The organism is Pseudomonas fluorescens, from assembly GCF_902497895.1.
In the GTDB taxonomy this organism is placed as follows: Bacteria; Pseudomonadota; Gammaproteobacteria; order Pseudomonadales; family Pseudomonadaceae; genus Aquipseudomonas; species Aquipseudomonas fluorescens_BP.
Map to the genome: position 1 here is coordinate 12618 of NZ_CABVHQ010000019.1, position 20679 is coordinate 33296.

Annotated in this window: 17 protein-coding genes; 16 read left to right on the plus strand and 1 reads right to left on the minus strand. The window is 59.7% G+C overall.

What is annotated here, in order from left to right:
• Positions 1-70: 70 nt before the first annotated feature.
• From gltB to F8N21_RS12000, 16 genes are all read left to right on the plus strand, one after another.
• Positions 71-4519: a glutamate synthase large subunit gene (gene gltB, locus F8N21_RS11920; RefSeq protein WP_150642328.1), complete on the plus strand. Its 4449-nt coding sequence runs from the start codon at positions 71-73 to the stop codon at positions 4517-4519.
• A gap of 32 nt (positions 4520-4551) precedes the next feature.
• Positions 4552-5970 carry an FAD-dependent oxidoreductase gene (locus tag F8N21_RS11925; RefSeq protein ID WP_150642329.1) on the plus strand — a complete coding sequence of 473 codons (1419 nt, stop codon included), beginning with the start codon at positions 4552-4554 and terminating at the stop codon, positions 5968-5970.
• A gap of 278 nt (positions 5971-6248) precedes the next feature.
• The gene (gene hemE, locus F8N21_RS11935) at positions 6249-7316 is read left to right on the plus strand and encodes a uroporphyrinogen decarboxylase (protein ID WP_150642330.1); all 1068 of its coding nucleotides are present in this window, start codon (positions 6249-6251) and stop codon (positions 7314-7316) included.
• Between the two features lie 500 nt (positions 7317-7816).
• Entirely contained in the window at positions 7817-9277 is a 1461-nt protein-coding gene (gene gbpA, locus F8N21_RS11940) for an N-acetylglucosamine-binding protein GbpA (protein WP_412071635.1), read from the plus strand.
• 245 nt (positions 9278-9522) lie between these two features.
• A complete protein-coding gene (locus F8N21_RS11945; protein WP_224788206.1) occupies positions 9523-10014 on the plus strand; it encodes a type II secretion system protein N in 492 nt (163 codons plus the stop codon).
• A gap of 4 nt (positions 10015-10018) precedes the next feature.
• The gene (gene gspD / locus F8N21_RS11950) at positions 10019-11947 is read left to right on the plus strand and encodes a type II secretion system secretin GspD (protein WP_150642331.1); all 1929 of its coding nucleotides are present in this window, start codon (positions 10019-10021) and stop codon (positions 11945-11947) included.
• Positions 11944-13425 carry a type II secretion system ATPase GspE gene (gene gspE / locus F8N21_RS11955; protein WP_150642332.1) on the plus strand — a complete coding sequence of 494 codons (1482 nt, stop codon included), beginning with the start codon at positions 11944-11946 and terminating at the stop codon, positions 13423-13425. The genes gspD and gspE overlap by 4 nt, the downstream gene beginning before the upstream one ends.
• Before the next feature lie 3 nt (positions 13426-13428).
• Positions 13429-14640 (plus strand): type II secretion system inner membrane protein GspF, encoded by a 1212-nt coding sequence (gene gspF / locus F8N21_RS11960; RefSeq protein WP_150642333.1) that lies wholly within the window; start codon positions 13429-13431, stop codon positions 14638-14640.
• A gap of 3 nt (positions 14641-14643) precedes the next feature.
• Positions 14644-15099, plus strand: a complete 456-nt coding sequence (gene gspG, locus F8N21_RS11965; protein ID WP_150642334.1) for a type II secretion system major pseudopilin GspG — start codon at positions 14644-14646, stop codon at positions 15097-15099.
• Between the two features lie 3 nt (positions 15100-15102).
• The gene (gene gspH, locus F8N21_RS11970) at positions 15103-15570 is read left to right on the plus strand and encodes a type II secretion system minor pseudopilin GspH (protein ID WP_150642335.1); all 468 of its coding nucleotides are present in this window, start codon (positions 15103-15105) and stop codon (positions 15568-15570) included.
• On the plus strand, positions 15563-15970 hold the full coding sequence (gspI, locus tag F8N21_RS11975; RefSeq protein WP_150642336.1) for a type II secretion system minor pseudopilin GspI: 408 nt from the start codon (positions 15563-15565) through the stop codon (positions 15968-15970). Before gspH ends, gspI begins: the two co-directional genes overlap by 8 nt.
• Complete coding sequence (locus F8N21_RS11980) at positions 15963-16511, plus strand: type II secretion system protein GspJ (protein ID WP_150642337.1); 549 nt, start codon at positions 15963-15965, stop codon at positions 16509-16511. Before gspI ends, F8N21_RS11980 begins: the two co-directional genes overlap by 8 nt.
• Complete coding sequence (gene gspK / locus F8N21_RS11985) at positions 16508-17377, plus strand: type II secretion system minor pseudopilin GspK (RefSeq protein WP_150642338.1); 870 nt, start codon at positions 16508-16510, stop codon at positions 17375-17377. Before F8N21_RS11980 ends, gspK begins: the two co-directional genes overlap by 4 nt.
• Entirely contained in the window at positions 17374-18465 is a 1092-nt protein-coding gene (gspL, locus tag F8N21_RS11990) for a type II secretion system protein GspL (protein WP_150642339.1), read from the plus strand. Before gspK ends, gspL begins: the two co-directional genes overlap by 4 nt.
• Positions 18462-18929: a type II secretion system protein GspM gene (gspM, locus tag F8N21_RS11995; RefSeq protein WP_224788207.1), complete on the plus strand. Its 468-nt coding sequence runs from the start codon at positions 18462-18464 to the stop codon at positions 18927-18929. Before gspL ends, gspM begins: the two co-directional genes overlap by 4 nt.
• A gap of 94 nt (positions 18930-19023) precedes the next feature.
• Positions 19024-19371 carry a YgiW/YdeI family stress tolerance OB fold protein gene (locus F8N21_RS12000; protein ID WP_150642340.1) on the plus strand — a complete coding sequence of 116 codons (348 nt, stop codon included), beginning with the start codon at positions 19024-19026 and terminating at the stop codon, positions 19369-19371.
• Between the two features lie 24 nt (positions 19372-19395).
• On the opposite strand, the gene F8N21_RS12005 is transcribed toward F8N21_RS12000, so the two are convergent.
• Complete coding sequence (locus F8N21_RS12005; protein WP_224788208.1) at positions 19396-20628, minus strand: MFS transporter; 1233 nt, start codon at positions 20626-20628, stop codon at positions 19396-19398.
• Between the last annotated feature and the right edge of the window lie 51 nt (positions 20629-20679).

Consider the following 20679-nt stretch of genomic DNA (forward strand, 5'->3'; position numbering starts at 1 on the left):
CGTGGATGGTAAGTGGTTGAATTGAAAAGAAATTTGTCTCGATAAGAGGCAGCCTGGTGAGAAAGCGTCTATGAAAGCAGGTCTGTACCAACCAGATGAATTCAAGGATAACTGCGGTTTCGGCCTGATTGCGCATATGCAGGGCGAGCCCAGTCATACCCTGTTGCAAACGGCCATCGAGGCCCTGACCTGCATGACCCACCGCGGTGGGATCAACGCCGACGGCAAGACCGGTGACGGTTGCGGTCTGCTGATGCAAAAGCCGGATGTGTTCCTGCGCGCCATCGCCCAGGAAACCTTCGGCATCGATCTGCCTAAACAATATGCAGTGGGCATGGTGTTCTTCAATCAGGACCCGGTCCGCGCGCAAGCGGCTCGCGAGAACATGAACCGCGAGATCCTGGCCGCCGGTCTGCAGCTCGTCGGCTGGCGCAAGGTGCCAATCGATACCAGCGTACTCGGCCGTCTGGCCCTGGAGCGCTTGCCGCTGATCGAACAAGTCTTCGTCGGTGGTGAAGGCCTGAGCGATCAGGACATGGCCATCAAGCTGTTCAGTTCCCGTCGTCGTTCGTCCGTGGCCAACGCCGCAGACACCGATCACTACATCTGCAGCTTTTCCCACAAGACCATCATTTACAAAGGCCTGATGATGCCGGCGGATTTGACCGCCTTCTATCCAGACCTCAGTGACCAGCGCCTGCAAACCGCGATCTGCGTGTTCCACCAGCGCTTCTCCACCAACACCCTGCCGAAATGGCCGCTGGCTCAGCCGTTCCGCTTCCTCGCGCACAACGGCGAGATCAACACCATCACCGGCAACCGCAACTGGGCTGTGGCCCGGCGCACCAAGTTCGCCAACGATTTGATGCCCGATCTGGAAGAGCTCGGCCCGCTGGTCAACCGTGTCGGTTCCGACTCCTCGAGCATGGACAACATGCTCGAGCTGATGGTCACCGGCGGCATCGACCTGTTCCGTGGTGTGCGGATGATCATTCCGCCAGCGTGGCAGAACGTCGAAACCATGGACGCCGATCTGCGCGCGTTCTACGAATACAACTCCATGCACATGGAGCCGTGGGACGGCCCGGCTGGCGTAGTAATGACCGACGGTCGCTACGCGGTCTGCCTGCTCGACCGTAACGGCTTGCGCCCGGCGCGCTGGGTCACTACGAAGAACGGTTTCATCACCCTGGCTTCGGAAATCGGCGTCTGGAACTACCAGCCTGAAGACGTGATTGCCAAGGGCCGTGTGGGGCCTGGGCAAATTTTCGCGGTAGACACCGAGACCGGTCAGATCCTCGACACCGACTCCATCGACAACCGTCTGAAGTCGCGCCATCCGTACAAGCAATGGTTGCGCAAGAATGCCCTGCGCATTCAGGCGACCATGGAAGACAACGACCACGGTTCGGCTTTCTACGACGTCGACCAGCTCAAGCAGTACATGAAAATGTACCAGGTCACCTTCGAAGAGCGCGACCAAGTGCTGCGCCCATTGGGTGAGCAAGGCTACGAAGCAGTCGGTTCCATGGGCGATGACACGCCGATGGCCGTGCTGTCCCAGCGTGTCCGCACGCCGTACGATTATTTCCGTCAGCAGTTCGCGCAGGTCACCAACCCGCCGATCGACCCGCTGCGCGAAGCCATCGTCATGTCGCTGGAGATCTGCCTCGGTGCTGAGCGCAACATCTTCCAGGAGTCGCCGGAACACGCTTCGCGCGTGATCCTCAGCTCGCCGGTCATCTCTCCGGCCAAATGGCGTTCGCTGATGAACCTGGATCTGCCGGGCTTCGAGCGTCAGATCATCGACCTGAACTACGACGAGAGCATCGGCCTGGAAGCTGCGGTGCGCAATATCGCCGACCAGGCTGAAGAAGCCGTGCGTGCCGGTCGCACCCAGATCGTGCTGACCGATCGTCATATCGCTCCAGGCAAACTGCCGGTGCACGCCTCGCTGGCAACCGGCGCGGTACACCACCGCCTGACCGAAAAAGGCCTGCGTTGCGACAGCAACATCTTGGTCGAGACCGCCACCGCGCGCGATCCGCATCATTTCGCGGTGCTGATTGGCTTCGGTGCTTCGGCGGTCTATCCGTTCCTGGCCTATGAAGTGCTGGGCGACCTGATCCGTACCGGTGAAGTGCTGGGCGACCTCTATGAGGTGTTCAAGAACTACCGCAAAGGCATCACCAAAGGCCTGCTCAAGATCCTCTCGAAAATGGGCATCTCGACCATCGCTTCGTACCGCGGTGCGCAGCTGTTCGAAGCCATCGGCCTGTCCGAAGAGATTTGCGAGCTGAGCTTCCGTGGCGTACCGAGCCGCATCAAGGGTGCGCGCTTCGTCGACCTCGAAGCCGAGCAGAAAGCCCTGGCTGCCGAAGCCTGGAGTCCGCGCAAGCCGATCCAGCAGGGTGGTTTGCTGAAGTTCGTCCACGGTGGCGAATACCACGCCTACAACCCGGACGTAGTCAGCACCTTGCAGGCCGCTGTGCAACAAGGCGACTACAGCAAGTTCAAGGAATACACCGCGCTGGTGGATAACCGTCCGATCTCGATGATTCGCGACATGTTCAAGGTCAAAACCCTTGAGCAGCCGCTGGATATCAGCGAAATCGAACCGCTGGAATCGGTTCTCAAACGTTTCGACTCCGCCGGGATCTCCCTCGGCGCCCTGTCGCCGGAAGCCCACGAAGCCCTGGCCGAAGCCATGAACCGCCTGGGTGCGCGTTCCAACTCTGGTGAAGGCGGCGAAGACCCGGCGCGTTACGGCACCAATAAAAGCTCGAAAATCAAACAAGTGGCCACTGGCCGTTTCGGCGTGACCCCGGAATACCTGGTCAACGCCGAAGTGCTGCAGATCAAGGTAGCCCAAGGCGCCAAGCCCGGCGAAGGTGGTCAGCTGCCGGGTGGCAAGGTCAACGGTTTGATCGCCAAACTGCGTTATGCCGTACCTGGCGTGACCCTGATTTCGCCGCCGCCGCACCACGACATCTATTCCATCGAAGACTTGTCGCAGCTGATCTTTGATCTCAAGCAGGTCAATCCGAAGGCGCTGGTCTCGGTGAAGCTGGTAGCGGAAGCGGGCGTTGGCACCATCGCCGCCGGCGTGGCCAAGGCCTATGCGGACTTGATCACCATCTCCGGCTACGACGGCGGCACCGGTGCTTCGCCGCTGACCTCGATCAAATACGCCGGTGCGCCATGGGAACTCGGCCTGGCCGAAACCCACCAGACCCTGCGCGGCAACGACCTGCGCGGCAAGGTCCGGGTGCAGACCGATGGTGGCTTGAAAACCGGCCTCGACGTGATCAAGGCGGCAATCCTCGGCGCCGAGAGCTTCGGCTTCGGCACCGCGCCAATGATCGCACTGGGCTGCAAATACCTGCGTATCTGCCACCTGAACAACTGCGCCACCGGCGTAGCGACTCAGAACGACAAGCTGCGCAAGGATCACTACATCGGTACCGTCGACATGGTGGTGAACTTCTTCACCTACGTCGCCGAAGAAACCCGTGAGTGGCTGGCGAAGCTGGGCGTGCGCACCCTCGAAGAGCTGATCGGGCGTACCGACCTGCTGGAAATCCTCGAAGGTCAGACCCCCAAGCAGAACTATCTGGACCTGACCCCGTTGCTGGGCAGCGATCACATCCCGGCGGACAAACCACAGTTCTGCCAGGTGGAACGCAACCCGCCGTTCGATAAAGGCTTGCTGGCCGAGAAAATGGTCCAGATGGCCACTTCGGCGATCAACGATATGAGCGGCGCTGACTTCTCGCTGGATATCTGCAACTGCGACCGTTCCATCGGCGCGCGGATTTCCGGTGAAATTGCCCGTGCTCATGGCAACCAGGGCATGGCCAAGGCGCCGATCACGTTCCGCTTCAAAGGCACTGCCGGGCAGAGCTTCGGGGTGTGGAACGCCGGCGGTCTGAACATGTACCTGGAAGGCGACGCCAACGACTACGTCGGCAAAGGCATGACCGGCGGCAAACTGGTCATCGTTCCGCCGATCGGCAGCGCCTACAAAAGCCAGGACAGTGCGATTATCGGCAACACCTACCTGTACGGCGCCACTGGCGGCAAGCTGTTTGCTGCCGGCACCGCGGGCGAGCGTTTCGCCGTGCGTAACTCCGGCGCGCACACCGTGGTCGAAGGCACTGGCGATCACTGCTGCGAGTACATGACCGGCGGTTTCGTCTGCGTACTGGGCAAGACCGGCTACAACTTCGGCTCGGGCATGACCGGTGGTTTCGCCTACGTGCTGGACCAGGACAACAGCTTCGTTGACCGGGTCAACCACGAATTGGTGGAAATCCAGCGGATCAGCGGCGAAGCGATGGAAGCCTACCGCAGCCACCTGCAACGCGTGCTGAACGAATACGTCGAGGAAACCAACAGCGAGTGGGGTCGTAACCTCGCCGAAAACCTCGATGACTATCTGCGTCGGTTCTGGTTGGTCAAGCCCAAGGCTGCCAGCTTGAAATCGTTGCTTTCCAGCACCCGTGCCAACCCGCAGTGATATGCGCCTGAAGAGTTTGATGAGGTTTTAACATGGCTGAACGTCTGAATAATGACTTCCAGTTCATCGAGGTCGGGCGCAAGGATCCGAAGAAGAAACTGTTGCGTCAACGCAAGAAAGAGTTCGTGGAAATCTACGAACCCTTCAAACCCCAGCAGTCGGCCGATCAGGCCCACCGCTGCCTGGGTTGCGGTAACCCGTACTGCGAATGGAAGTGCCCGGTGCACAACTTCATTCCCAACTGGCTGAAACTGGTGGCCGAGGGCAACATCCTCGCCGCCGCCGAGCTGTCGCACCAGACCAACACCCTGCCGGAAGTCTGCGGCCGGGTGTGCCCGCAGGATCGTCTGTGCGAGGGTGCCTGCACCCTCAACGACGGCTTCGGCGCGGTGACCATCGGTTCGGTGGAGAAGTACATCACCGACACCGCCTTCGCCATGGGCTGGCGTCCGGACATGTCCAAGGTCGTACCGAATGGCAAACGTGTCGCGGTGATCGGTGCGGGCCCGGCGGGCCTGGGCTGTGCCGATGTGCTGGTACGCGGCGGCGTGACCCCGGTGGTGTTTGACAAGAACCCGGAAATCGGTGGTCTGCTGACCTTCGGTATCCCCGAGTTCAAGCTGGAAAAGACCGTGCTGAGCAATCGTCGCGAAGTCTTCACCGGCATGGGCATCGAGTTCCGCCTCAACACTGAAATCGGCAAGGACGTGTCCATCGAGCAACTGCTCGAAGAGTACGATGCTGTGTTCATGGGCATGGGCACCTACACCTACATGAAGGGCGGCTTTGCCGGTGAGGATCTGCCGGGCGTTTACGACGCCCTGGACTTCCTGATCGCCAACGTCAACCGCAACCTGGGCTTTGAAAAGTCGCCGGAAGACTTCATCGACTTGAAAGGCAAGAAGGTCGTGGTCCTCGGTGGCGGCGACACAGCGATGGATTGCAACCGCACCTCGATCCGCCAGGGTTCCAAGTCGGTGACCTGCGCTTATCGGCGTGACGAAGCGAACATGCCGGGCTCGCGCAAAGAGGTGAAGAACGCCAAGGAAGAAGGCGTGAAGTTCCTCTACAACCGCCAGCCGATCGCCATCGTCGGTGAAGACCGGGTCGAAGGCGTGAAGGTGGTCGAGACCCGTCTCGGCGAACCGGATGCCCGTGGCCGCCGCAGCCCTGAGCCAATTCCGGGTTCCGAAGAGATCATCCCGGCCGATGCCGTGGTCATTGCTTTCGGCTTCCGTCCAAGCCCGGCGTCGTGGTTCGAGCAGTTCGATATCCAGACCGACAGCCAGGGCCGCGTCGTGGCCCCGGAGCAAGCCCAGTACAAGCACCAGACCAGCAACCCGAAAATCTTCGCCGGTGGCGACATGGTGCGCGGTTCTGACTTGGTGGTGACGGCCATCTTCGAAGGCCGTAATGCCGCTGAAGGGATCCTGGATTACCTGGGCGTCTGACCGGCCGCCGACCTGAATTGAGGACTGCTGAGTTCTTGATTTGAAATGGAATCAACTGTGGGAGCGAGCTTGCTCGCGATAGCGGTGGATCAGTCGACAGAGATGTTGATTGTGAAGCCGCCATCGCGAGCAAGCTCGCTCCCACATTGGTTTCTGGTTGTCCGGAAGACTGCATTCCCCCGCGACAAATTGACCCGATAGACAAAAGGCACACCTCTTACCGTGCCTTTTGCGTCCCGCTCTGAGAAAATGCCCGCACTTTTTTTCCGGATGCCGACATGACTGCCCTGAAGAACGACCGTTTCCTTCGTGCCCTGCTCAAGCAACCCGTAGACGTCACCCCCGTGTGGATGATGCGTCAGGCCGGTCGCTACCTGCCTGAGTACCGCGCCAGCCGCGCCAAGGCCGGTGATTTCATGAGCCTGTGCATGAATCCGGAGTTCGCCTGCGAAGTCACTATGCAGCCGCTAGACCGTTATCCACAGCTGGATGCGGCGATCCTCTTCTCCGACATCCTGACCATCCCCGATGCCATGGGCCTGGGCCTGTACTTTGAAACCGGCGAAGGCCCGCGCTTCAAGAAAGTCATCAGCACCCTGGCCGACATCGAAGCCTTGCCGATCCCTGATCCGCACAAGGACCTCGGCTACGTCATGGACGCAGTCAGCACCATCCGCCGCGAGCTGAACGGCCGCGTGCCGCTGATCGGCTTCTCGGGCAGCCCGTGGACCCTGGCTACCTACATGGTCGAAGGCGGCTCGTCGAAAGACTTCCGCAAGACCAAGGCCATGCTCTACGACAACCCGCAGGCCATGCACCTGCTGCTGGACAAGCTGGCACAGTCGGTGACCTCCTACCTCAACGGCCAGATCATGGCCGGCGCCCAGGCTGTGCAGATCTTCGACACCTGGGGCGGCAACCTCTCGGCGGCGGCGTACCAGGAATTCTCCCTGGCCTACATGCGCAAAATCGTCAGCGGCCTGATCCGCGAACACGAAGGCCGCAAAGTGCCGGTGATCCTCTTCACCAAAAACGGCGGCCTGTGGCTGGAAAGCATCGCCGACGCCGGCGCCGATGCCCTCGGCCTGGACTGGACCTGCGACATCGGCGAAGCCCGTCGGCGGGTCGGCAGCAAAGTTGCGCTGCAAGGCAACATGGACCCGACCGTGCTCTACGCCAAACCAGAAGCCATCCGCGCCGAAGTCGGGCGAATCCTCGCCAGCTACGGTAAAGGCAGCGGTCACGTGTTCAACCTCGGCCACGGCATCACCCCGGAAGTCGACCCTGAGCACGCTGGCGCCTTCATGCGTGCGGTGCATGAGCTTTCTGCGCAGTATCACGAGTAACAGCGCTGCAATGATAAAAAAACGCCTGGCATAAGCCGGGCGTTTTAATATTGCAAAAATCAAAAGATCGCAGCCTGCGGCAGCTCCTACAGGGGTCTTGCATATATACGCGAATTCACGGGTGTATGTGATTGGCGTAGGAGCTGCCGCAGGCTGCGATCTTTGCTGTTCGTGCATAAGTATTTTTGTAAGAGACATTGCCTTTCCTGTCCGATTTTTCGGCTGCTGATAATTCCTTCGTTAGTGCAGGAGAAGTCCTACATAAAAGAAAAATTATCTCTGTACTATATCGCTATATCCAACTTCAAGATTAATGCCTCGCGTACATGTCAGTAAGTCCGACGGCTTTATTGTTGTTTGCTGTCTGGCTTTTGGGTGTCTTTAGTTGTATGGAATTTTATCAAGTAGTGATCTCGCTTCCTGTTTTTTATGCGAGGTAATACGAATGGAAGAGCGGCTTGAATCGCTGTCGAAACAATAATCGGCCTGGGACTAACAAAGTGAAAGAAATTATTTCTAAAATGCGCGCACTAACGGGATGTGCTTCTTCGCTGACCCTGTTGGCGGCAGTATTGGCATCACAGAATGTTGCCGCACATGGTTATTTGAATGACCCACCGTCCCGCGCATTTCTCTGCCAGAAAGGTCTCAATAAAGACTGTGGCGGCGCGCAGTACGAGCCGCAAAGTGTGGGTGAAACCTTCAAAGGGTTTCCTGCTGGTGTGGGTGGCGCTCCTCTTCAGGGGCCGATTGATGGCCAGATCGCCAGTGGTAGCGCGCGTTTCTCGGCACTGGATGCTCAGTCTTCCACTCGTTGGCATTTGACTGAGATCATGGATCGAGCTATCGATTTCAGCTGGAGCTACCCAGCCCCCCACAAAACGACCAAGCATGAATACTTCATCACCCAATCCGGTTGGAATCCCAACCAGCCGCTCACGCGGGCTTCTTTTGACAGCACTCCGTTTTGCGTCGTAGACGGCGGAGGAGTTTTGCCGGTGAACGGTGCGAAGCAAGCCTGCATCATTCCTGACGATAAAAACGGTCACCACGTGATTTTGGGGTTGTGGACCGTTGCTGACACAGATGCGGCGTTTCATAACGTGGTCGATGTGAATATTCTGGCCGAAGCTCCCGTGCCGGGTGGGTGGAATCCCGTCGGTAGCATTACCCCGGTGACAAATCTGCTGGTTGGCGACAAAGCCAAGGCACGAGCCTTTACCGCCGAGGGTGAAAGCCCGTCGCACAGCGTCGAAATTTCCATTGATAACGCAGAAGAAGGCAAGCCGGAAAACTGGTCGTTCAAACTGGCCGAGCAAATCAACAAGACTCAGAAACTGGTTCGCGCCGGCATTCGCGGCGAGAACGACGCCATTGAACCGGTGAAAGGCACGAACAAGCTGTACGCTCAGAAAGAGAGTGGTGTCATCCGTTACGAAGTGACACTGGATATGCCGGGAGATACCGACGCCAGGATGGTGATTTCGGCCTTGGCTGAAGAGTTCAAACTCGAAAACGGCAGCGGCAAAGTGTCCTTCCCGATCCTCACCAACCGCAAACTGAACGTTGAAGCGACGATCTATAACGACAAGCACAAAGCGGTCGGGACCACCACCCAAGTGATCGACACCAACAGTGCATGGCTGAATGTCGACGTGCGAACTTTGCCGGGCACTCATCAGGTGAAGCTGATAGGCACCACTGCGGATGGCCGGACCACGCTTCAGGATCTGAAAACGACTGAAATGACCGGTGAGGGGGGCGTGGAGTTCGACTTCCAGTTCCCGGATGGTATTGAGCAATACACCGCAGGTACTAAAGTGTTGCAGCCAAAAGACGGATTGGTCTATGAGTGCAAGCCATTTTCGGAGTCTGGCTACTGCAAGCAATACAGTCCATCGGCTAATGGGTTTGAACCCGGTGTTGGTGGTCACTGGCATATGGCCTGGGATCAAAAATAACGGGGTCTGGTAACGCTCCAGGCAGTCATTAATACGTGACTGCCTGGCGTCTCTGCTGACGCAAGAGAGGCTGGCATTTGTACATGTGTCGCTCACCCCCCCTGCATGTGCCGGTTTTTATGAAGTCTTGAACGTATGACTTTGTGGGTCTCGACTGGCCAGAAAAACTTGATTGATGCGAGCCGAGATTGAAACTTTCTGCAATAGCAGTATCCGGTCATTGGCCTGCCTTGCTCAGGATCGTATTGCTGGTTGTACCGCTGGGTTACGCAGCGTTCTTGAGCTGGAGTGAGTGGGGTTTGCGCGAGGCCATGACGGTGCAGCGTGAACGCCCGGCCTTGCCTGCAGCGGTGGTTGATTCGCGGGCTCCGCTCAACTCCACCGCCATTGCGACAGTACTGGGGCTGGCCACGGAAAATGCGCTGCTGCGCAGTGCCGAACCGCTGACGCTGCGTGCGAGCTTTGTGTCCACTACCGGCGAGTCCCGGGCATTGCTGGCGGGCTCCGACGGAGAGCGTATTTACCGGGTCGGTGAAAGCTTGCCGGGCGGCAGTGTCCTGCGTCGTGTCGAAATTTCGCAGGTGGTGCTCTGGCGCAAGGGCCGTGAAGAGTTGCTGCCACTGCAGTTGACGGGTGGGCACGCTCTGCTGGTGGCCAAAGGGAAAGAGCGCAGCCCCGTTTCCCAGCCATCTGCGCTTTTTCTTCGACCTGCTACCGACCTGCGTCAGAGTGATTGATTGAATGAACAGTTTCATCAGGTGCGGCGTAGTGCGCCCAACGTTGCGCGTTATGGCATTGGCGATATTACTGTTTCAAGGCTCGGTGCTGGCCGAGGAGCAGCAATGGCAACTGGCCATGAATCAGGCCGAACTGCGGGACATCGTGGAGGAAATGTCGTCGATTCTCGGCACGACAGTCATCCTTGATCCGCGGGTCCAGGGACGTATTACCGTGATGTCGAAACAGGCGCTGGACCGCGAAGGGGTTCGCCGACTGTTCTATTCGGTGCTCGATGCCCACAACTTCACGGTGATCGATCAAGGCGATCGGATATTGATCACACCGGTGACGGAGGCCAAGACGCGAGCCGGTAACGGTGATGTCCAGACCTCGCCAGCGGCGCAGTTCGTCACCGAGGTCATCGAGCTCAATTCCAGCGGTGCTGCTGACCTTGCGGGTCTGGTGCGACCGCTGGTATCGACCAACGGCTATGTCGGGCCGTCGGTTTCGGCCAATGCCTTGGTGGTCACTGACACCGCGAGCAATGTCAGGCGGATCGGGCAGGTCGTCCGAAAACTGGACGCCGGAGGGAAAAACGTTCATGTCGTCGTGGAGTTGCGCCATGGCCTGGCCACCGATATTGCCAAGGTCATGGAGTTGTCTCTCGGCAAATCAGGGACGGAGACGGGAAGCCAGGTGATTGCCGATTCACGTGCTAACCGCCTGGTGATTATCGGTACGCAAGCCGTGCGTCAACGCCTGACCAGACTGGCCCGCTCCCTGGATATCCCGGCGACTGCCAAGCTCGATAATGCCCGGGTAATCCGCCTGCGGCACAGTGATGCCAAGCAGTTGGCCGAGGTGCTGGACGCCATGGGGCAGGGGCTTAAGGAGGAGGCCCGACTCGGCGGTTCAAAAGATTCCACTGCGAGCACGCAGGTCATGGTCAAGGCCGATGAGAGTCAGAATGCTCTGGTGTTGATTGCAGAGCCGGCCCAGGTCCGGACACTCGAGAACATCATCCGACAGTTGGATCAGCCTCGTGCCCAAGTCTTGATCCACGCCGCTATTGTGGAAATTTCCGGCGATATCGTCGAGGCGCTGGGGGTTCAATGGGGCGTCAGCACTGGAGATGCCAAAGGTCTGATCAACTTTCCCGGAACGGGCATTCCGATTCCCGGAGGGTTGAAGTTTGATGAAAAAAATCCCGCTCCCGAAGGCGCGCTGCTCGGCTTGGGTGGCGACCGTTTCGGCGCCTTGATTTCCGCCTTGGCCAGCAACAGTCGCAGTAATTTGCTGTCCACCCCGAGCCTGCTGACCCTGGACAACCAGGAAGCGGAAATCATCGTGGGGCAGAACGTACCGTTCAAGACCGGTTCCTATGCCACCAATAGCAATGGTGCGGATAACCCGTTCACCACGGTAGAACGCAAGGATGTCGGGATCAGCCTGAAAATCAAGCCGCACATCAATGATGGCAACACCCTGCGCCTTGAGGTCGAACAGGAGGTTTCGGACATCGCACCCTCGGTGTCGGGGGTGGACTCCTCGGATTTGATTACCAACAAACGTGCGTTGAAAAGCACGATTCTTGCCAGCGATGGCGAAATCATCGTCATCGGCGGCCTGATCAAGGACAGCGTTCGCACCCAGGAAAGTGGCGTCCCGTTTCTACGCAGTATTCCTTATCTCGGCGCACTGTTCCGCTGGACCAAGGACACCCAGATCAAAAGCAACCTGATGGTCTTTCTGCGTCCGACGATTGTGCGCAGCAAAGAGGATCTCGCCGAGGTCAGCCAGGATCGGTACAACGCCTTACGTGATCTCAGTCAGCCAACGGCCCGCCAGAACAATTCGCTGCTACTGCCCCGCGACCCACACCAACTGTTCGATGGACCCACTGACACGCCATCCATCGACCTGCGCAAGCCGCAATCGGCTGCGCCATGACTTGGCAGGGGACGTTTTGCGAGCAGCTGCCATTTGGCTTCGCCCGGCGTTTCGGGGTGTTGCTGGAAGGGGCGGGCGACACATTGAGTCTGTCGGTTCGTGGCGATACGTCTTTAAGCGCCCTGGCGGAAGCCCGGCGTCTGAGCGGACGTGACTTGCCCGTTCAGGTACTGGATCCGGCAGTGTTCGCGACGCGGCTGGCGAGTTGCTACAGCGAAGGCCAGAGTGCGGCCGAACAAGTCGCCCAAGGGCTGGATGATGAGCTCGATCTGCTCAGTCTGGCTGACCAGGTTCCGCAGACTGCGGACCTGCTTGAGCAGGAAGGCGATGCGCCGATTATCCGGCTGATCAACGCACTGCTCAGCGAGGCCGTGCGAGAGAAGGCCTCGGATGTTCACCTGGAAACCTTCGAACAGTATCTATCGGTACGCATGCGGGTCGACGGCCAGTTGCGTGAAGTACTCAGGCCCAGACGCGAGTTGGCCAACTTGCTGGTGTCGCGGATCAAGGTCATGGCGCGCCTGGATATCGCCGAGAAACGGGTTCCGCAGGATGGGCGGATCGCCTTGCGGCTGGCAGGGCATGAGGTCGATGTACGGGTCTCGACCTTGCCTTCGGCTCACGGTGAACGGGTGGTTCTGCGACTGCTCGACAAACAGGCCGGGCGCCTCGATTTGCAACGCTTGGGCATGCCTGCCGATACCCTGGCGCGCTTCCAGCAGATTCTCGGCAAGCCCCACGGGATCCTGCTGGTGACGGGGCCGACCGGTTCAGGCAAAACCACCAGCCTGTATGCGGCGCTGACCAGCCTCAACGATCAGACCCGGAACATCCTCACCGTCGAAGATCCCATCGAATATCACTTGCCGGGCATCGGCCAGACACCGGTCAACCCGAAGGTCGAGATGACCTTCGCCAGAGGTCTGCGGGCCATTCTGCGGCAGGACCCGGACGTGGTGATGGTGGGCGAAATTCGCGACCGGGAAACCGCGGAAATCGCGGTACAGGCTTCGTTGACCGGGCATTTGGTGTTGTCGACCCTGCATACCAATAGCGCGGTCGGCGCGGTTACCCGGCTGGTGGACATGGGCGTTGATACTTATCTTTTGGCCTCATCTCTGGTCGGGGTGCTGGCTCAGCGTCTGCTGCGTACCCTTTGCCCGGGATGCAAGATTCCCTATGCCGCCGACGCTGCTGCCTGCCAGCGACTGGGGCTCGACAGCGCAGCAACTGCGCGCTTGTTCAAGGCCCAGGGATGTGACCAATGCCAGCAAGGCTATCGCGGGCGGATCGGGATTTACGAGTTGGTCAACGTCACGCCAGCCTTGTCCACGCTGATTCACCAGGGTGTCAGTGAGCAGGAACTCGCCCGAGAGGCTCGGGTGGTATCACGCAGTCTGTTTCAGGATGGTCAGCGGCTGGTGCTGGCAGGCCTGACCAGCCTCGACGAGTTGCTGCGAGTCACCCAGGAGGACTAGGACATGCCGGCATTCGAATATCAGGCCCAGGACCGCAATGGTGGTCGTTGTCGGGGAGTGCAGGAAGCTGACAGCCCACGGCATGCTCGCCAGTTATTGCGTGAGCGGGGATTGTTGCCGACCGAATTGCGGGCGGCGAAAAACCAGAGGCTTCAGGGGGCGGCTTTCGCAAACATGACAAGGCTGAGTGCCAGCGAACTGGCTTTGCTGACCTTGCAATTGTCCACCTTGATTCAGGCCGGGCTGCCGCTCGAGGAAGCCTTGCGGGCGGTTGCGGCGCAAAGCGAGAAGCGCAGGGTCAGCAGCCTGCTGTCGGCGGTCAGGGCACGGGTGATGGAGGGCCATGCGCTGGCGGCGGCGCTGGCTGGTTTTCCTCGGGCCTTTCCTGAATTGTTTTGCGCCACCATTGCAGCGGGCGAGCGTTCCGGCCACCTGGGCTATGTACTCGAGCAGTTGGCGGCTTACACCGAGGCTCGTCAGTTGTCTCGCCAGCGGATCCAGCTGGCGTTGGTGTATCCGATGATTCTGCTATTCGCGTCGTTGGCAATCGTCGGTTTCCTGCTCGGTTATGTGGTGCCGGACGTGGTGAAGATCTTCGTCGACAGCGGTCAGCCGTTACCGCTGCTGACCCAGGCAATGATCGCCCTGAGCAACGGACTGCGTAGCCACGGTCTGGTGTTGCTGGCGCTGCTATCGGGTATTGCCGTGACGGTGCGTTGGGCGCTGCAGCAACCATCGTTGCGATTGCGTTGGCATGCATGGGTGTTGAAAACGCCGCTGTTGGGTGGAGTGTTTCGGGCCATGGAGGCGGCGCGGTTTGCCAGCACCCTGGCGATCCTCGGCAAGAGCGCGGTGCCGCTGGTCGACGCCCTGGAAATCGCCGCTGCGGTGGTCGGCAACCTGACTATCCGCGCGCGCATGCACGTCGTCGCGCGCTCGGTGCGTGAGGGCGGGACCCTGACCCGGGGGCTCGAACTGAGCGGCGATATCCCCCCAATGATGCTGCACATGATCGCCAGCGGTGAGCGCGCGGGCGAGCTCGACAGCATGCTCGCGCGGGCTGCCGAGCAGCAGGAGAAGTCCCTCGCGGCGCGCATTGCACTGGTCGTGAGTTTGTTCGAACCGATGATGCTGGTGCTGATGGGCGGCGTTGTGCTGTTGATCGTCATGGCCATCTTGTTGCCGATTCTTAGCCTTAACCAACTGGTGAGTTAAACCATGAACCCTGTCCAGAACAAAACAGCCAAGACCCAGCGCGGCTTTACCCTGATCGAAATCATGGTCGTCGTGGTCATCATCGGGGTGCTCGGCGCCATTGTCGTCCCGCAGTTCATGAGCCGTCCCGATCAGGCCAAGGTTACGGCGGCAAAGGCCGATATCCAGGCGATTTCCACCAGCCTGGAAATATATCGCCTCGACAACTTTCACTACCCCTCGACCCAGCAAGGGCTCGAGGCGCTGATCAAGCGTCCGCTGGGCACGCCGGTACCGAAGAACTGGAACGCCCAGGGTTATCTGAAAAGCCTGCCGATTGATCCATGGGGTATGCCATATCAGTACCTCAATCCCGGTGTGAACTCCATGGATGGCGGCTACGACCTGTTCTCTTTTGGTTCCGATGGTGTGCCCGGGGGGGAGGGCCATGCGGCCGATATCGGCAACTGGCAGGGCTGATTCGTGCGTAAGCGTGCGCAAGGTTTCACTCTGTTGGAGCTGATGGTGGTCATCCTGTTGATAGGCATTCTGCTCGGCATGGTGAGCTTCGCGACCGGCAACAATCCGGCGCGCCAGGCACGGCAGGAAGCCAGCGGCTTGATTCAACTTTTGCACAAGCTCCGAGAGCAGGCCGTGCTTGAAGGGCGCGAGTATGGCGTGCGGTTTGAGACTGATGGCTACCAGGTGTTCAAGCTCGATGGCCGGCCGTGGCGCGCGGCCGGACCGGTCTATCGCTTGTCTGTCGGGTTGCAACTGCGACTGGAGCAGGAAGGGCAAGCGCTGAAGCTCGGGGATCGCCCCGGACAGCCCCATGTGTTGCTGCTCAGCAACGATGAAACCAGTGCCTTCACGCTGCACCTCGAATCGGATGAGCAGCGTTGGTCAAGCATCTCCAGTGACGGACTAGGCGAGCCAACGATTGATGAATAGCAAACCCAAGACATGCCGAAGGCCGCGTAAATCCAGGGCGATTCACCGAGGCTTCACCCTGCTGGAAATCATGATCGCTCTGGTTATTTTCGCGACACTGGCGGCTGCCGTGATGGCCGCCAGCCAATATGCCTTGAAGCAGAATGCCCGTCTGGAGGAGCAGCTCTACGGCGCCTGGTTGGCCGACAATCAGCTGAGTGAGTTACAACTGCAGACAGCGCCCTCCCATGGTCGCCAGCAACTGACCCGACACTTCGATCGACGTGACTGGATCCTGAACCAGACCATCGGGCCGGCGGCAGACCCGCGTTTGCTCAAGGTCGAACTCAGCGTCACTCGTTCAGGCAGTAATCGGGTCGTGCATCGCACCACCGGTTGGCTACAGGCTCGCAATGAATAGGCAGGAAGGCTTTACCTTGCTCGAGTTGGTAATCGCCATGGCGATCTTCGCGCTGCTGGGGCTCGCCTGCTGGAGGCTGTTCGACGGCGTGGTTCGCGCCGAACGCAGTACCGCGGTCCATGAGCGAGAACTGAGAAGTCTGCAGCGCGCGCTCGCCGTGATCGAACGTGACGTCTTGCAGGTGAGCACGCAACCCATCGCGCTCAAGCAGACGCTGTTGCAGTTGCAGCGCGGTAACTGGCGTAACCCGCTGGACCAGCCGCGCAGCGAATTGCAGAACGTCAGCTATCGGCTCGACCAGGGCATACTCTGGCGCGAAAGCAGCAGTGCCGAGCAGCCGTTGCGCCAACGACAAAAACTCCTTACCGACGTCAGTGCCTTGAGTTGGCGGTTGTTCGATAGCCAGACGGGATGGCGCAACGATTGGCCGGTCAGCCGGGCCAAACCTGCACCTGCGCCCAAAGCACTGGAGGTGACGCTGTCGACGAGGCGCTCCGAGCAGATTCGCCGCGTGCTGCTGTTACCGGGCAGTGCCTCATGATTATTCGCCAACGAGGCGTGGCGCTGATCAGCGTGCTGTTGATCATGAGCCTGGCGCTGCTGGTCACCGCCGGGATGCTGCGCAGCCATCGTCTGGTCCTGCAGATCAGTGCTCAACAACTCCATCAGATGCACGTGCGGCAGTTGGGATTTTCCGCAGAAGCCTGGGCCTTGCAGCTATTGCGCAACCCCGAGCTGGACGAACAGAAAACCGTCAATCTGGCGCAGGAATGGGCCAGGTCCAAGCCGCCGTTCGAGGCGCAAAACGGCGACATTCAGGTCAGCATCGAAGACCTGGCCGGACGCTTCAATCTCAATACCTTGTTCAACAACGGGCAGATCGATCAGGTCACTCTGGAACGTTGGTCGCGGTTGCTGGCACAGCTGAAAATCCCTCCACTGGATCTGCAGGCCATGCAAACCTCGAGCCCTGCGGGCGGTTTGAGCGAACTTAGCCAACTGCGTTTGCTGCCGGGAGTCGATGGCGAGGTACTCCGGCGGCTGCAACCATGGATCGCGCTGCTGCCCAGGGACGCCAGTCTGAATATCAACACCGCGCCGGCTTTGTTGCTGATGACGCTGGAGGGCATGACGCCGTCCATCGCCGAAGTCTTTGTCAGCCAGCGACCCGCCCAAGGTTATCGCTCTGCTCAAGCGTTTACCCAAGACCCGTTGCTCTCCGGGCTGGGTCTGAGCAGTCATGGCCTGGGCGTCAGCAGCCGCTGGTTTCGCATCACGGTGCAAGTCGCCCTGGGACAAAGTCACTTGCGGCTGGTCACCGATGTTGAACGTGATCTCAAAAGCCGTCAGTTGACCATCGTGCAACGACGCCTCCTGGCCCCGCTTGAAAGTGATATTTCCCGATGAAAACCTGGCTTTACCTGACCGCTGAAGGTCTGGCCGATCCGTCGCCGGACTGGCCGAGTTGTATAGTGCGAGCGTCTGGCGAGCGGCAATACATTACCCTGGCCCAAGCCGCGGAGGAGCTGGGCGCAGAGGTGATTCGACTGCTGCTACCGGTGGAAATGTGTAGCTGGTTTCGTACCGAAAAGTGGCCTTCGAGGCGCCGGCCGAGTGTTCAGGCAATCGCCTTTGCCATCGAAGATCAACTGGGGGAAGAGCTCGAAATGCTCCACCTGAGTGCCGGGGAGCGCGATCAGGAGGGGCGTTATCCGGTTCTGGTTACCCACAAGACTCGCTTCAAGGCCCTGTTGGACCTGCTCGCCGAACTGGGCATTGAGATCTCAGCCATCCACGTCGACGCGGATCTGTTGCCCGACGATCAGGCTTATGCCGCGTGGTGGTTCGGACGATGGGTTCTCGGAGGTGCGCTGGGTGCTCGTCTGGCTGTACCGGCAGAGGCCGTGGTAACCCTCGAGGCGCTTCTCCCCGAGAATCTTTGTTGGCTGGAGGACGGCCATGACCACCTGTTGCCGGGGAACACAGGTCAGGCCATCAATCTGTTGCAGGGTGAGTTCCGTCAGGTTCGAGGCCGCTGGCCATGGCCGACAGCCATGCTGGCTGGCGCGGTGCTATTTGCCTTGTCATCAGGCTTCACCGAGGTCCGCAGCCAGCATTTCGAACGCGAGGCTCAGCGCCTGTATACCCAGAGTGTGCAACGCTTCAAAACCTTGTATCCGGACCAGACCCGCATTGTTGACCTGGCTGCGCAACTCAAGTCCTTGCAAAGCCAAGGCAGGGTCAATCAGAGCACACAGATCGCCCGCCTGGTGAACCTGACCGAACAGGTCATCGGTGGCAGCAGTGTCGAGGTGCAGCGCATCGAGTTTCGGGCCGGTGAGGGCTGGAAAATACAACTGACCGCCAGCAGCTTCACGGAGCTGGAACAACTGCGCGAGCGTGGGCAAAAGAGCGGCATGCCGATCAAACTGGGCAGCGCCAGCAAGGAGCAAAACCGGGTACAGGCACTGCTGATTTTCGAGGAGCAATCATGATGGGCAAATCCCTGAAGTTACCGACGGCGGTGATTGAAACCTGGAGTCGCCTGTCGCGGCGTGATCGCCAGTGGTTGAGCGGGCTTGGGGTGTTTCTGCTGGCAGTGCTGGCTTTCAGCGCCGTCTGGCAACCGGCTCGGCAGCGGTTGCTGGTGGCCGAGCGGCAGTACCAACAACAGCGTGCCCTGGCTATGGAAATCCAACGCGTGCAGCCGTCCGATGGGCGAGCCGCCACGACTCAGCCTCTGTCTACTCAAGTCAGTGAGAGTGCCGTCGCGGCCGGGCTTGAACTGCAACAGTTCGACGTGGAGGGCGACAGGCTGCGGCTGACGGTCAGCGGCGACGCGCTGGTCTTGTTGGCCTGGCTGGACACGACCGAGCAAGGAGGTGCGGCACTGCAATCGCTGACCCTGGAAAAACGCGGCAAGCTATTGGAGGCGCGGATGGTGTTGTTCCAGATATAACAACATCCGGCTTACGCCGGGCGCTTTATATTAAGTTTTAATTCAGCCTGGCGGCTTATGCTGAGCCCATCAAAAGCGAAAATGGATCACTGTCATGAAAACCCGTTACTTCGTTCTGCTGCTGGCCCCGCTGTTCAGTACCGCTGCCTTGGCGACCGCCGGTTATACCGGTCCCGGCGCCCAATCGGTGGTCACCGTCGCTGCCGCGCAAGCCGCCCCCGACGATACCCCGGTGGTGCTGCAAGGCCATGTGATCCAGAAGTTGAAGGGCGAGAAGTACGAATTCAAGGACGCCACCGGCACCATCACGGTCGAGATCGACGATGAGGATCTGCCGCCGGTGGGCTTCAATGAGAATACCCAGGTCAAGCTGACCGGCGAGGTCGACAAGGGTTTGATGAGCCGCGAAGTCGATGTCGACCTGGTGGAAGTCATCAACTGATCGCAGTCGTTACAACAGGGCCACCTAGCGACCCTGTTCGCTTTTTACCGGCAACTTGCTCAGGTGCAGCGCTACCAATAGCGCCGCCACCAGCAGACTGCCGATAAACAGCCCGATACCATTCCAGCCCGCCAGGTGCCAGAACACGCCGCCGACGGTCCCCGCAATGCTCGACCCCGCGTAGTAGCTGAACAGGTAAAGCGACGACGCCTGGCCCCTGGCCTTGGTCGCGCGGCGGCCGATCCAGCTGCTGGCCACCGAGTGCGCGCCGAAGAAGCCGAAGGTGAACAGCAGCATGCCGATGAGTACCAGCGATAACGGCGTGAACAGGGTCAAGGCAATCCCCGCCAGCATCAGCACTATGGTGCCCCAGAGCATTTTGCGGCGACCGAAGGTGTCAGCCAGCGCGCCGACTTTTGCCGAGCTGTAGATCCCTGACAGGTACACCACCGAGAGCAGGCCGACGAATGCCTGGTCCATGTGGTACGGCTCGGCCAGCAGGCGATAGCCGATGTAGTTGAACAGGGTCACGAAGGCGCCCATCAGCAGGAAGGCTTCGAGGAATAGCCATGGCAGACCGGCGTCGCGAAAGTGCATGGTGAAGCCGTCAAGCAGGCTGCGTGGGTGCAACGAGCGTGAACGGAAGTTGCGTGACTGTGGCAGGATCCTCCAGAACACCGCCGCCGCTATCAGCGCCAGACCGCCGATCACCAGCAGCGCGGTGTGCCAGCTGACAAAGTCGATCAACACACCGGTGATCAAGCGTCCGCACATACCTCCAATCGCGTTGCCACCGATGTACAAACCCATCGCCAGGCCGATGTGCTGTGGGTGGATCTCTTCACTCAGGTAAGTCATGGCCACCGCCGCCAGCCCGCTCAGGGACAGCCCGGTCAGCGCGCGCATCACCAGCACTCCTTGCCAGCTCGGCATCATTGCACTGGCGATGGTGCACAGCGCCGCGGCGAACAGGGCCGCGACCATTACCGGTTTACGGCCGATGCGATCGGAAATCGGGCCGGTGATCAGCAGGCCGATGGCGAGCATCCCGGTGGCAACCGAAAGGATCAAGCTGCTCTGCGCGGCGTTGATGGAAAACTCCTGGGACAGCAGCGGCATCATCGGCTGCACGCAATAGAGCAGGGCGAAGGTCGCGAAGCCACCGCAGAACAGCGCCAGCACCGTGCGCATGAATGACGGCGTGCCTTTTTCGATGTAAGTGTCATTCAGTTCGGCGACCGGTGCAGCAGGCGGCATTTCGTGGGCTAGTGGGGCGACAGCAGTTTTCACGGGGGACCTCGGTGGGGC